The organism is Pseudomonas putida, assembly GCF_003228315.1.
Taxonomy (GTDB): Bacteria; Pseudomonadota; Gammaproteobacteria; order Pseudomonadales; family Pseudomonadaceae; genus Aquipseudomonas; species Aquipseudomonas putida_S.
Window position 1 is genome coordinate 965,569 of the sequence record NZ_CP029693.1, and the last position, 14,404, is coordinate 979,972.

Annotated in this window: 9 protein-coding genes; all 9 read right to left on the minus strand. The window is 62.3% G+C overall.

From position 1 onward, the window contains the following. Positions 1-46: 46 nt before the first annotated feature. The gene (locus DKY63_RS04305) at positions 47-1,744 is read right to left on the minus strand and encodes an AMP-binding protein (RefSeq protein WP_110962950.1); all 1,698 of its coding nucleotides are present in this window, start codon (positions 1,742-1,744) and stop codon (positions 47-49) included. Positions 1,745-1,817: 73 nt separating this feature from the next. Continuing rightward, positions 1,818-2,939 carry a thiolase C-terminal domain-containing protein gene (locus DKY63_RS04310; RefSeq protein WP_110962951.1) on the minus strand — a complete coding sequence of 374 codons (1,122 nt, stop codon included), beginning with the start codon at positions 2,937-2,939 and terminating at the stop codon, positions 1,818-1,820. Positions 2,940-3,002: 63 nt separating this feature from the next. Then, positions 3,003-4,820 carry an SDR family oxidoreductase gene (locus DKY63_RS04315; RefSeq protein ID WP_110962952.1) on the minus strand — a complete coding sequence of 606 codons (1,818 nt, stop codon included), beginning with the start codon at positions 4,818-4,820 and terminating at the stop codon, positions 3,003-3,005. A 22-nt stretch (positions 4,821-4,842) separates the two neighbouring features. Further along, on the minus strand, positions 4,843-5,982 hold the full coding sequence (locus tag DKY63_RS04320) for an acyl-CoA dehydrogenase family protein (protein WP_239499446.1): 1,140 nt from the start codon (positions 5,980-5,982) through the stop codon (positions 4,843-4,845). A 32-nt stretch (positions 5,983-6,014) separates the two neighbouring features. Next, positions 6,015-7,160, minus strand: a complete 1,146-nt coding sequence (locus DKY63_RS04325; RefSeq protein ID WP_110962954.1) for an acyl-CoA dehydrogenase family protein — start codon at positions 7,158-7,160, stop codon at positions 6,015-6,017. Between the two features lie 284 nt (positions 7,161-7,444). Continuing rightward, complete coding sequence (locus tag DKY63_RS04330) at positions 7,445-10,126, minus strand: LuxR C-terminal-related transcriptional regulator (RefSeq protein WP_110962955.1); 2,682 nt, start codon at positions 10,124-10,126, stop codon at positions 7,445-7,447. Positions 10,127-10,456: 330 nt separating this feature from the next. Then, positions 10,457-11,599, minus strand: coding sequence for an acyl-CoA dehydrogenase family protein (locus DKY63_RS04335; protein WP_110962956.1), 1,143 nt, complete (start codon positions 11,597-11,599; stop codon positions 10,457-10,459). 121 nt (positions 11,600-11,720) lie between these two features. Next, on the minus strand, positions 11,721-12,782 hold the full coding sequence (locus DKY63_RS04340; RefSeq protein ID WP_110962957.1) for an NAD(P)-dependent alcohol dehydrogenase: 1,062 nt from the start codon (positions 12,780-12,782) through the stop codon (positions 11,721-11,723). 164 nt (positions 12,783-12,946) lie between these two features. Next, positions 12,947-14,404: an acyl-CoA reductase gene (locus DKY63_RS04345; RefSeq protein ID WP_110962958.1), complete on the minus strand. Its 1,458-nt coding sequence runs from the start codon at positions 14,402-14,404 to the stop codon at positions 12,947-12,949.

Here is a 14,404-nt window from a genome sequence, read left to right on the forward strand (position 1 = left end):
AAAAAAGCCGACCCAAAGGTCGGCTCTGTCACATCGCAACCCGCCCCTACTCGAATACAACCTTGCTGCCGCTCGCATCCCACGCTTCGATCTGGTTCTGATACAGCTCCTCGATCAGATTGCGGCGAATCTTCAGGGTCGGTGTCAGCAATGCATTGGTGACGGTCCAGGGTTCTGCGACAACCACCAGGCAACCCAATTGCTCATGGGACTCGAACTGGGCATTGACCTCGGCCAGGAACACCTCAAGCTCGGTGGCCACCTTGTCGCGGCCTTCCGCCGTGGCGAGCGCGGCGCGGGTATCAGGCGAGACGTTGATCAACGCCAGTGGCTGCGCCAGGCCAACGCCCGTCACGCAGGAGGCCTCGACGCGCGGGTGGTTGCCCAGTTTGGCCTCGATCGGCACCGGCGCCACGTACTTGCCCTTGGCGGTCTTGAACAACTCCTTGACCCGCCCGGTGATGCGCAGGCGCCCTTGCTCGTCCAGGTCGCCCCGGTCGCCAGTGCAAAACAGACCATCGGCGGTGTAGCTCTCGGCGGTCAGGTCGGGACGCTTGTAGTAACCCAGCATCTGCCCCGGGCTTTTCACCAGGATTTCGTTGTTGTCACCGATACGGCATTCGACACCCGGAATCGCCGCGCCCACGTAGCCGACACGTACCTGCCCCGGCAGGCTGAAGTGCGAGATGCCGAAGTTCTCCGACATGCCATACCCTTCAAGCAGTTCAAGACCCAGCTGGCGATACCACTCCATCACCTTGACCGGCAAAGGCGCGGAACCGGAAAGGCCGGTATGCACCTGGTCAAGCCCGAGAGCCGAGAGAATCTGCGCCTTCATCAGCTTTCCCTGCACCGGGTCGGCGAAAGCGGCTTGCTGCACGGCCGGATCGATGCGTTCGTTGATGCCCTGATAGAACTTGCCCCACAACCGTGGCATGGACAGGAAAATAGTCGGGCGCGCGCGGCGCAAGTCTTCACTGAAGGTTTCCAGCCCCAAGTTGAAGAACACCCGGCAGCCGCTGAACAGCGACACCGCTTCCACCACCGCACGCTCGGCGGTATGGGCCAGCGGCAGGTAGGACAGCAACCGGTCACTGCTGCTGGTGCCCTGGCCATTGGCGTACATGCAGCCGGTCACTGCCGGTGCGGTGTACATGGCGCCGAAGCTGTGCATGACCCCTTTGGGGTCACCGGTGCTGCCCGAGGTATAAATGATGGTGGCCAGTTCACCCGGTACCGCTTCGGCCACCGCTTGCAGCGGCGCCTGTCGCTGGACGATGCGCTCCCAGGATTCACCCTTGCCGCAGCCGGACATCGGCAAATCAATCAACGGCAAGTCGGCTGGAACAGAGGCACAGACAGCGTTCCAGCCCGCCGTGTCACCTTCAAGGCGACCGACAAAAAGCAGGCGTATTTCCGCATGCTCCAGCACATAGCGCACCGTGTCGCTATTGGCCGTGGTGTACAGCGGCACGCTGACATGTCCGGCCATCCATATCGCCAGGTCAGCGATGATCCAGTGGGCGGTGTTCTTGCCGTAGATGCCAATGGAAGACTTGGCCGACAAGTCCAGGCTCTGCAGGTGAGCGGCCATGCGCCGCGCCTGATCTCCCACTTCACGCCAGCTGTAGTCTTGCACGCTGCCATCGGGCAAAGGCTGGGTCAGGTAAATCGAATCTGGCGTGCTGTGCTCCCAGTGAAGAAAGCGATGCAACAGTGTCGGGTACTTATTGTTGTTGTCCATGACAGATCCTGCATTTGAAGGGTGGTGTTCCACCCATTGAAATTGTTCTGCTGCTGTACCTGTACCGTGAAATTCAATCGCGCTGAAAAAGGGACGTCGTCACCGTGCCGTCGCTACCTGTCTGGTGTTGAAGCGCCAGTTGCGCATCGGCGACCTGACGCCTGCCGGCGCTGCCGCGCAGTTGATGCACCAGCTCAATACTTTGCGCCAAAGCACTCGCCGCAGTGGACAGACCCAATGTAAGCAGGCCACCGGATGGATTGACCACCAGGTTGCCGCCATACGTATTGTCGCCGTCTTCCACCAGCTTCTCGGCATTGCCTTCCGGACAGAAACCCAGGGCCTCATAGAGTAACAACTCGTTGACGGTGCTGGCGTCATGCAATTCACAGACGGCAATGTCCTGCGGCCCCCTGCCCGCCTGCTCATACAGCTCGCGGGCGGCAGCGACGCTGACCTCATAGTTGACGTCTGCGTACGTCGAACCCTGATCGAGGCCGCTCACTTGCTGTGGGCTGACACAGGCCTGTGCGGCCACGCCAACGACCGCGCCATTGCCCAGGCGTGCGGCAAAGTCGCCGGAACACAGCAGCACCGCCGCCACACCCGTACTGGCCCAGGCAACCTGTGGACGGGTGAGCGGATCGGCGATCACCTCGGCCTCCAACACCTGATCCATGGTCAGCACGCCTTTATACGCGGCCAGAGGGTTGAGCTCGGCGTGCCGGCGCGCCTTCACGGCAATCATGGCGAAAGTCTCCCGGCGAGTCAGATAACGGGCCATGTACGCTCGCGCCGTGGTGCCGACACGCTCGGACCACTGGTCCGGCGCAGGCATGGCAGGTGCCTCCTGGATGCCCAGCACCAGAATGCTTTCGGCCAGCCCCTGGCGGATGTCCTGACAGGCGCGGGCCAACAACGCACTGCCATCGGCGCTGTCCGGCGGGAAATGACTGAGCGGCGCATGGGCCAGCCCCACGTGTTGCAGAGCACGCTGCAAGGTCGCGCTGGCCAGCCTGCCGGTCACAGCATAGACAGCCGCCACGTTGCTCGCGCACAGGCCGGCATCGCCAAGCGCCTGTCGTATCGTAGTGCCGACCAATGTAGTGCCGAGCAATGCCGGTGGATCGGGACCCAGCTCGACGGGACTGAAGGGCGACATTCCTACGCCAATCACATTGACGCAACGCTGCATCGTGCTCTCCTGAAATAGAAAAATGCCGCTTCCCGTTCACGGAAGCGGCAGGTGCCCAAAGGATCAGGCGGGTACGGATTCGAACAATTCGACCGCACCATTTTTCAACACAACCACGTCGCGCTCGACCGCACGCATCTCGACGATGATGCGGGTCGGCGACTCACGCCACATGCGGGTTTCCAGGGTGTCGCCGGGCATCACGATGGAGGCGAAACGCGCACGCACACTCTTGAACAGCCGCGAATCGTTGCCGCAGAACGCCTTGATCACATGACGGCCCAGGTAGCCGAAGGTGCACAGGCCATGCAGGAACGGCTTCTCGTAGCCGGCCCTGGCCGCGTAGTCCGGATCGACGTGCATCGGGTTCCAGTCGCCGCACAGGCGATACAGCAGCGCCTGATTGATCTCGGTCCGGTCCGCCAGTACTGCATCAGGCTGACGATCCGGCGCCACGTTGATCTCTTCGCTGGCCACACGCTGCAAGCCTGCACCTGGCACGCCCGGGTAGAAACCGGTCACTTCGTTGTAAAACAGCGGCGTGCCGTGCTCGTCGGTGGTTTCAATGGCGAGGATGGTGACGGTGCTCTTGCCTTTGTCGATTGCCGACTTCAAGCGCATGGTGTGCTTGAGCTTGGCTTTCGGCGGCAAGGGGCGATACATGACTGTGTACTGCTCGCCGTGCAGGCCTTTGGCGAATGGCACGTTCAGCCCTTCAAGCTGTGGCTCGCCGGATTTGGCGGCCCGCAGGAACACTTCGGTCGCCGGCAACACGGCCATGGTCGGCAAGACCCGAAAGTCGTCACCGACGAACTCGTTGACGTACTTCAGCTCATCGCGATCCAGCGGGTCCTTGGCGGCACCGACGGCCAACGCGTAAAGCGCGGCATCGTTCTGGTCGTATTCGGTTTCCAGGTACGAGACGGCGTTCGCCGCCACTTCCATATCGATAAACGCATTGCCACCCTTGGCCGGCGACTCCATGCGCTCGAACAGTTCCTTGAAGCTTTCACCGCCATCGGCGTGATACACGCTGTGCTCGTCGAACCGGGTGATGCGTTCCCAGTTGTCGCGCACCAGTTCCGGGCTCAAGGTGTTGGTGTGCAGGTGACGCCCCTGGGAGCGCTCCCAACGGTATTTGGAATGGAAACCGCCACCGACTTCGAACAGGCCGCCGGTGTCCTGGCACTCTTCGCTGCACAGCCAACCCACCAGCGGTGCGCAGTCTTCCACTTTCAGCTTGTCGTGAAGCTCCTGGGGGAAGATGCCGCTGGCGATCACCATGCGCGATGCCGCGATCGGCGCGACGGTATTGACGCGGATGTTCTTGCTCGCGCCTTCGATGGCCAGCGAGTTGGCAAAACCGATCAGGCCGGCCTTGGCCGTGGAATAGTTGCACTGGCCGAAGTTGCCGAAAATGCCCGCACCGGAGGCGGTCATCACGATGCGGCCGTAGCCCTTCTCGCGCATGATCGGCCACACGGCGTGGGTCAGGCGGAAGGCGCCCTTGACGTGGACGTCCTGGATCAGGTCCCACTGCTCTTCGGTCATCTTGTGGAACGAGCTGTCACGCAAGACACCGGCGTTGTTGATCAGGATGTCGACCGTGCCGAACACCTCAAGGGCGGTGGCGACGATTTTCTCGCCCTCGGTCACCGAGTTGTAGTCGGCGACCGCCTCGCCACCCATGGCACGGATCTCCGCGACTACCGCGTCGGCGGCGGCACTTGAGGTGCCGAGGCCTTCGGTGCTGACCCCCAGGTCATTGACCACAACCTTTGCGCCCCGGGAACCCAGCAGCAAGGCATGGGCGCGGCCCAGGCCGTTACCCGCGCCGGTGACAATGGCAACTTTGCCGTCAAAGCGAATTTCTTGAGACACGTTTGCTCTCCTATGGTCGTGCTCACAACGTGCGAGCGATGATTTCTTTCATGATTTCGTTGGTGCCGCCCCAGATCCGGTTGCCACGGGTATCCAGGTACAGGCGGGCAATCGGGTATTCGGTCATGTAGCCGTTGCCGCCGTGCAGTTGCAGACAGGCATCGACCACGCGGCTGCTGAGCTCGGCGGTCCAGTACTTGGCCACCGCCGCCGCTTCGGCTGTCAATTCACCGCGCAGCAACAGCGCCATGCAGCTGTCGACCCAGGAGCGGCCGATCTGGATCTCGGCCTTGAGCTGCGCCAGGGTGAAACGCGAGTTCTGGAAGTCGAGCACCGGCTTGCCGAAAACGATGCGCGTGCGGGTGTATTCGAGGGTGTGGTCCAGCGCCGCCTCGGCCTGGGCCTGAAAGCCCACGGCACCGATGATTCGTTCCCAGGCCAGGTCGTGCATCAGTTGGTAGAAGCCCTGCCCGGCCACGCCGCCGAGTACGTTCTCGACCGGCACGCGGCAGTCGTCGAAGAACAGCATGCTGGTGTTCTGGGCGTGCAGGCCGATCTTTTCCAGTGGCTGGGAACGGCTGAAACCCTCGCGCTCCTTCTCGACGATGACCAGCGAGAAGTCCTTGGCACTGCCGCTGTCGCCGGTCTTGCACACCACCAGCGCCAGGTCGCAGGAAGCGCCGTTGGAAATGAAGGTCTTGGAACCGTTGAGCACCAGCTGATCAGCGTCCTGCACGGCACGGGTGCGCACGGCCTGCAGGTCCGAGCCGGTGTTGGGCTCGGTCATGGCGATGGCGCCCACCGCTTCGCCGGCGACCATGCGCGGCAACCAGGTTTGCTTCTGAGCCTCGGTGCCGTAGTTGAGGATGTAGAACGCCACCAGGCCGTGCACGCCAAAGCCGATCAGGCCCGAGGCGCCGACTCGCATGAATTCCTCGGCAAAGACCATGTCGAACAGGCGATCGGCACCGGGTCCGCCATATTCCTCCGGCATGGAGGGCAGAAGCATTCCCAGCTCACCGGTTTTGCGCCACACCTCGCGGGGCACGCACTTGTCCTTCTCCCACTGGGCGTGGAACGGGACGACTTCCTGTTCCATGAAGCGACGGCAGGCGCGGCGAAATTCTTCGTGTTCGGTGCTGAACAAGGTACGGGGGATCAAATATTCCATTGAGTGTTCCTCTGCATCCGGAATCAGAGCGTGCGCCCGACCAGATCTTTCATGATGTCGTTGGCGCCGCCGGCAATGCGCAGCACGCGGTGATCGAGGTAATGACGGGCAACCGGGTACTCGAGCATGTAGCCGTTGCCGCCGTGCAGCTGGACGCACTCGTCCACGACTTTGGTGTAGAGGTCCGAGCACCACAATTTGGCGGCGGCGGCCGCTTCCGGGCTGAGGGTGCGGGCCAGGCACTGCTCCATGCAGCGGTCGACATAGTTCTGCGACACCGCCAGCTGCATCTTCAGGTCGGCCAATTTGAAGCGGGTGTTCTGGAAGGCGAAGATCGGCTTGCCGAAGACGGTGCGGCCCTTGGTGTATTCCAGCGTGCTTTCCAGCACCGCTTCGGCGCCGGCGACGCTGCTGATGGCGATGGACAAGCGCTCCCAGGCCAACTCCTTCATCAACTGGATGAAGCCCTGCCCGGCCACGCCGCCCAACAGGTTTTCCTTCGGCACCCGGACGTTTTCGAAAAACAGCATGGTGGTGTCCTGGGCGTGCAGACCGACCTTGCGCAACGGTTTGGAGCGGCTGAAGCCGGCGCGATCGGCCTCGACCAGGATCAGCGAAATGTCCTGGGCGCCCTTGCCCGTGTTACCGGTTTTGGCTACCACCACCACGATGTCGCAATTGCTGCCGTTGGAGATGAAGGTCTTGGCACCGTTGATGACGTACTCGTCACCGTCGAGCACGGCGCGGGTCTTCACGGCTTGCAGGTCCGAACCGGTATCGGGTTCGGTCATCGCCACCGCACCGATGGCCGAGCCCGCCGCCATCTTCGGCAGCCAGGTCTGCTTTTGCAGCTCGCTGCCGAAATTCACCAGGTAACCGGCCACGATGTCATGCACGCCGAAGCCGATCAGACCCGAAGCCTGGCCCGCGCGATAGATTTCCTCGGTGGCGATCATCGAGAAGCGCCGATCGAGCCCCAGCCCGCCGTAGGCTTCAGGCGTGGTCGCGTTGAGCATGCCCAGCGCGCCAGCCCTCTCCCAGATGGCCCGGGGAACCCGATGGTCCGCTTCCCACTGTTCCAGGCAGGGAGCACATTCCTGAGCCAGGAACCGCCGCACGCTGCGGCGAAACTCCTCGTGCTCTTGATCAAACAGGCTGCGCGCAATCATGGGGTGTTTTCTCCTAAATCGTTATTGCGCCACCTTTACAGGGGCTCTGAATCGATCATAGGAGGAGGTATTGCAGAACCGCCCCCTCAGGGAGGGGGGGATTTGGGAAGAACCACAGGCTTGCGCAAAACAAACAGGCCACGGGCACAACGAATGCCCCCCCCATCATGGGTTGGCTGGCAATCCGGTCGAGACCTCAGAATGCCTCTGCGAAACACCGGTCGGCCAAGCGAGCGCAGCGTCCACGCAACGCTGCCCTCGTTGACCGTGCTGGTGTTTCGCGCTTACTCGATCAACCCGTTCTTGCGGGCCCAGGACACCGCGTCATAGCGGCTGGAAACACCCAACTTGGCGTAGATGTTTTTCAGGTTCCACTTCACCGTTTCCAGCGAGATGTTCAGGGTCAATGCCACGCGCTTGTTGGCCATGGCCTGGCTGATCAATTGCAGGATGGCCAGCTCCCTGGGCGTGAGCATCGAAGACGCGCCATTGGCCGACGACTCGTTGGAGCGACCCACACTTCCCAGCCCGAAACGCTCCAGCAAGCGCTGCAGGTAGGCGTCGTCTTCACTGTCCAGCGACTTGCCCGCCAGCGCGACGAGCATCTTGCGCAGCACTTCACCTTCGTCGAGGAAGGTCCTTACCAGTCCCAGCCGGCGGCCCAACGACAAAGCTTCCAGCAAGTGCGATTGCGCCTGTTGCGGCTGCAGCAGGTCAGCCTTTGCACAAGCCTCAAGCAACTGACCGGTGACCAGCAGCTGTCCGCGACTGAATGTTTTCGCGTAGGCACTCAGGGTTGCCAAATCGTCCAGGGCTTTGTCCGGGTAGTTGGTTGCCAGCAGCAAACGCGCGCGCGCCAATGCCGCAATCGCCGGAATATCGGCCTGGAACCCCGCGGACTCGCGGTGCTTTTCGGCAAGCGCCTGCAGTTTTGCGACCCTGTCGGTGGCCAGTGCCTTGTCGTTCTCCAGCAAGGCAATGCGCGACTGCTCGGCCAGGCAGTGCACCAAGGCACGGTCCTGGCTGATGGTGCGAAAGTGCCGTTCCTGGCGTTCCAGAAAAGCCATGGCCACGGCGGCGCTGTCCTGGAGCAAGTCCAGGCGCGCCCGGCAAATCGTCGCGCGCAGCATGGTGTCGGGCATCGCCCATTGCAGTAGGCCATTGCGATTGGCGAGGATTTCCCGTGCTTCATCGGTGCGGTCCGCCTCGCGGTAAACCTCGGCCAGCGTCGCAGCCCCGAGATAAGCACTGGCGGAGCGATGCCCATGCACCGACACCGCGCGAGCCAACTGAGCCGCACCGAAGCGCTCGGCCTCGCGCATCTGGCCGGCTTGCAGGTAACACAGGGTCCGGGCTCCTTCGGCCACCAACGCCATCTCGCCGTTGCGTTCGGCCTCGGGGATGGGATTGTCATCCAGGCACGCAAGCGCTTCCTCGATCCGTCCCGCCGCCAGATAGGCGATCGCCAGCAGCGCCGGCGCGCCGAATCGGGTCACGGAGTAGTCATCCGGCAAGGCCCGGAAATTCTCGAGCAAGCCAATGATCGGCTCGGTCCTGTCGCGCTGGACTTCGATGGCCGCCTGCACCAGCGGCAATCGATAGGCGACGTCGGTATGTTGGGCCGCCCCGCTGCGATGGAATTGCTCCAGCCACGCCTCGGCCTTGGCCGGACGGGCCGTGAGTGCGTAGGCCAGGCAACCGAGAAAGAACAAACGGGGACGCGAGAACAGAATGTCCTGAGGCATCCGGTCGAGCAGACGCAACAGCGGGCTCAGTTGGCTCAGGCTCCAGGTGGCCGGGGCTGCCCTTTCGATCAGGTCGGCGGCATAGCTGAGATCCCCTGCCTGAGTTGCATGGCGGACCGCCTCGGCCAAAAGCTTGCGCTCGGCGAACCAGCGCGCCGCCCGCTGATGCAGTTCGCTTTGCACGGCGGTGTCACGACGGGCGAGCCGTGTAGCCAGGAAATCGCCGAACAACGCATGGAAGCGATACCACGGCTGGCGATCATCGGCTTCGACGCGAAAGATCAGCAGGTTGTCTTCATCCAGCCGCTTGAGCATTGCCTGGGCGCAACTCTCACCCGTGATCGCTTGCGCCAGGGAAGCATTGAAGCGCCGGCAGATGCTCATGCTCTCCATGAACGAGGCCAACTCTGGCGGCAAGTGGGCCATGACATCTTCCGCCAGGTAGCTCTGCAGGTCATCGGAACGCCAGCCCATTTCCCGCAGGGCGTTGCGCGAGTCAGGATCACTGCGTAGCAGGATGATCACCAGTTGCAACGTCGCCGGCCAGCCACTGGTCAGCTCATGAATCTGATGCAGTTCCTCGGGGCTCAGTTTCAGTGCAGCCAGCCCCTGCTCGAGAAAGGCGCGGGATTCGGCCAGATCGAACGGCAAGCTGGCGCAGTCGAGTTCCAGCAACTGTCCGCTCAGGCGCAGGCGACTGAAACTCAGCGGCGGGCCGACACGTGACGAGATGACGAAGTGCAGGTTCTCCGGGCTGTGATCCAGCAGCTTTTGCATCAGCTGATGGGATCGCGGGTCGGTGACGTGCTGGTAGTCATCGATCACCAGAAACAGCTCTTTGTTGATACTGGCGGCACCTTCGACAATGGTTGCCACCACCTCGTCGATGAACTCCGGTCGCGCCCCTTCCAGCGGCACGCCGCTGTCCAGGACGATGCCAAGACGCTGCAACGCGCCACGCAGATAGGCGAAGAAAATCGGCACGTGCTTGTCATCGGCGCTCAGCGCCAGCCAGGCCACCTCCGCCCCGGAGCGCATCATGACTTGCCGCCACTGGGCCAGGAGCGTGGTCTTGCCGAAACCGGGGCTGCCGGTGATCAGGCCCACGCGGCATTGCGACATGCCACGCAATTCCTCCAGCAAGCGCTCGCGCAGGATGGTCTGGGTGCCAATGCGTGGTGGTGCGAATTTCGTCGATACGAGCAACTTGTCGGTATGCATGTCCTGCCTGGTCTCCGATCCTGCCCGATCCCATGCAACAGCAGGTGCTGCACGATCCGGATCGGCAAGGTGTGGCCACGTTCTGGCGATAGCCGGATTATTTACCCGAACATGGCTGTGTGTCAGCACATGTCATGGTTGCCAGCGGATGCCTGGCAACCTCAGATTCCGCTTCGGGACAGATGGTGGCGGGGAAAACAGGCAGGCCACCCCCCACATTCGAGGGGGGGCTACCTGTAGGAGCGAGCACGCTCGCGATGAACGCCCAGACAACTCAATCATTCAGACAGCCCGCGTTATCGTTGACGACCATCGCGAGCGTGCTCGCTCCTACAGGGTGCGCGCCACCAATTCACGCATGATGTCGTTGGCGCCGCCGTAGATGCGGTTGACGCGGCTGTCCAGGTAATGCCGGGCAACCGGGTATTCGAGCATGTAGCCGTTGCCGCCATGCAGCTGCACGCATTGATCGACCACATTCGAATACAGCTCGGTGCACCACAGCTTGGCCGCCGCTGCGGCTTGCGGGCTCAGTTCGTGTTGCAGGATCAGCTCCATGCAGCGATCGACATAGGTCTGCCCGATGACGATTTCAGTCTTGAGATCCGCCAGCTTGAAACGCGAATTCTGGAATTCGATGATCGGTGTGCCGAACGCCTTGCGCTCACGGGTGTAGTCGATGGTGTGTTCCAGCACCGCCTGGCTGGCCGCAATGGCCAGGATGCCGATACTCAGGCGCTCCCAGGCCAGTTCCTTCATCAACTGATAGAAGCCCTGGCCGGGTTCGCCACCGAGAATATTGGCCCTGGGTACGCGCACGTCCTGGAAGAACAGCATGGTGGTGTCCTGGGCATGCAGGCCGACCTTGCGCAGCGGTTTGGACTTGCTGACGCCGACTCGATCAGCCTCCACCAGAATCAGCGAGATGTCCCGCGAGCCCTTGCCGGTATTACCGGTCTTGGCGATCACCACGATGAGGTCGCTGTTGGTGCCATTGGAAATAAACGTCTTGGCGCCGTTGATCACATACTCATCACCGTCGAGCACGGCACGGGTCTTGACCGCTTGCAGGTCGGAGCCGGTGTCCGGTTCAGTCATGGCCACTGCGGAGATGACTTCGCCGCTGGCCATTTTCGGCAGCCATTGCTGTTTCTGCTCTTCGGTGCCGAAGTTGATCAGGTAGCCCGCACAGATGTCGTGCACGTTGAAGCCGCTCAAACCTGAAAGCCCGGCACGGGCCACCTCCTCGACCGCAATCATCGAAAAACGCCGGTCCAGGCCCAGGCCGCCATAGGCTTCCGGCGTCGTGGCATTGAGCATGCCGAGTTCGCCGGCGCGCTGCCAGATCTGCCGGGGGACCAGATGGTCCTCTTCCCACTGTTCGTGGTGCGGCGTGCATTCCTCCGCGAGAAAACGCCTGACGGTGGTGCGGAACGCTTCGTGCTCATGATCGAAGAGAGTACGCGGAATCATTGAATGACCTCGGGTTGCGATGGGTTCGGACGGCGGACGCCTTTACGCCACCTTAAGGCGCCCCCGGCTCATCCTGTCCCCCTCCAAGCGGGTAGGCCGGACCGCGGGCGCAGGGTTGGCGTCAGGACAGTTCGACGCCCTTGAGCGATGCCATGTCGATCACGAAACGGTACTTCACGTCATTGTTGTGCATGCGCGTGAAGGCCAGGTTGATGTCCTGGATGCCGATCATTTCGCAGTTGGGCAACACCTGATGCTCGGCACAGAAGTCCAGCAGTTCCTGGGTCTGTTCAAGACCACCAATCAAGGAACCAGCGATCTTGCGATTGTTGATCGCCAGCAAGGCGCCGTGAATCGGCTCCAGCGGCTCCAGGGCGCCGACCAGCACCAGCGTGCCGTTGCGCGCCAGCAGCATCAGGTAAGGGTTAACGTTGTGGCTGCGCGGGATGGTGTCGAACACCAGGTCGAAACTGCTGGCAGCGCCTTTCATGGCTTGCGCATCGGTGGACAGCAATACGTGATGTGCGCCGAGCGCCAGGGCGTCGTCGGCCTTGCCTGGCGAGGTGGTGATCACCGTGACCTGTGCCCCCAGCGCGACAGCCAGTTTCACCGCCATGCGCCCCAGCCCGCCCAACCCGACGACCGCCAGGCGGGTACCGGCCTTGACCGCATGCTCGCGCATCGGCGCCCACACGGTGATGCCCGCACACAGCAAGGGACCGGTGAACCGCGGGTCCAGCGCCGGCGGCACCCGCAGCACGAAACGCTCGCGCACCACGATGTGCTGGGCGTAGCCGCCTCGGGTCACCTCGCCACTGAGACGATCAAGGCCGTTGTAGGTCGGCGTCATGCCCTGGGTGCAATGCGGCTCCTGATGGTCTTCACACGCCTCGCACTGTTGGCAGCTGTCGACCATGCACCCGACGGCGACCACTTCGCCCACGCGGTAACGGTTGACGGCCGAGCCCACGGCACTGACCCGTCCGACGATTTCATGCCCCGGCACACAGGGAAAGCGCGTGCTGTTCCAGTCGTTGTGCACGTAATGCATGTCGGAATGGCAGACACCGCAGTAGTCGATGTCGATGGCGACGTCGTCGGCGCGCAGGTCGCGACGTTCGATGCGCAGGGGTTCCAGGGGTGTGTTGGCTTCGTGGACGCCGTAGGCGATGCAGGTGGTCATGTTCTTTTCTCCAGTTATTGAATGAACCGCATCCCCCTGTAGGAGCGAGCATGCTCGCGATGGTCGTCAACGATGACGCGGGATGTCTGAATGCCCGAGTTGTCTGAATGTCCATCGCGAGCAGGCTCGCTCCTACAGGGGATGTGTGGTGTTCATGGGATGTGTCAGATCGACGGCCGCAGCCAGGGCGCGGCGCTGCTTTGTGGCGACGCAATCTGGTTGGAAATCCACTTGCCCATGCGGCGCATCGGCTCGATGGAATCCTGCGGCGCGGCAAATTTCATGGCGGCGGCATAGCCCAGCGAGACGATGCGTTGCGCGCCATACAGCGGCAGCACGTCCTTGAGCTGATCCTTGATGCTCTCGGGATAGACACCGACGGTCTGGGTGTAGGCGTCAACGGCAGCGAGCATTTCGCTCAAGTCATCCACCGGCACCAGATTGGCCGTGCGGTCATCCAGGCTGGCGGCAAAGGACACCGGCTCCGGCAATTGCGAACAGATGATCGCCCCCTCGCCGTCCTTGCCGCCGATCACCTGGTACCACTCGTCATCCAGGCGTAACGCATCGACATGCGCCTTCAGGCCCTGGTCATAGCGCTTGGGCGCGGTGCTCAGGGTATTGGGCAAACCGATCATGGCCTCGTAGACGTAGCGGCCGAAGGTATTGAGCCGTTCCAGGCCCTGTTCATCGGTGCCGCTCTGCACATACACCACCCGCGCACAGACACAGCCCTTCTGATTGATCGCGCCGATATCGGCCGCCAGACGCACCGCGGCTTCGCGCATGTTCGCTTCGCTGTCGAACGTCTGCTGGCCGATGATGCTGGCGCTGCGCTTGGGGTCCAGGGAAATGAGCTCCAGGCCCGGTTGTACATAGCGAGTGACGTGTTTCATAGAGGAGAAACCGCCCCAGGCGACGATCTTTTCCAGGTTCTGTGGCTGGTACAGGCGCTGCTCGAACGCCTGGTCGCCACCTTTCCAGTAGGCAACGCTCAGGTGTTTGGTCAGCGGGTGATCCGGTGCCATGTCGACCATGGTGCGAGCGATGGCCAGGGCGGTGAACGGGTCGTTGGACGGTGCCTTGATGATCGCATCGCTGCGAAGGACCATGTTGCGGATGATGGTCCACAACGACAGCGACACCGCGTTGCCGGCGACGATGTGCAAGGTTCGCGCACCGAAGCAGCGCACTTCCAGTTCGGTACCGTCGAGCAGTGTCTGCGGCACCCATCCTTCGAGGTATTTGCTCCCCACCGTGGTTTCCACCATCTCGCGGATGAATTCCCGAGAGAGCATGTTCTGCAGGCCCATGTACGAGGCCTTGACGATGGTCGGCGTGGTCGGCGCGGTCAGGTACGACAGCTCGCAGGCTTCCTGCAGGTACGGGTTCCTGTGCAGCGCCAGGCGTTCGCCCAGTTCGACGGCGTAATCGAGAATGTCCTCGAAGCTCAAGGTGTACAGGTCGGCGAGGCGGGCCGGATTGCCCAATGGCAACTGGTCGATGTAGTGGTTCGCATCCGGGGTGAGGAAGCTCAGGTCGCCACCGCGGCCACCGACTTCAATCAGGTTGTCGGTGATCACCTGACCACGAATGATCATCGGTGCAATGGGATGGGTCAT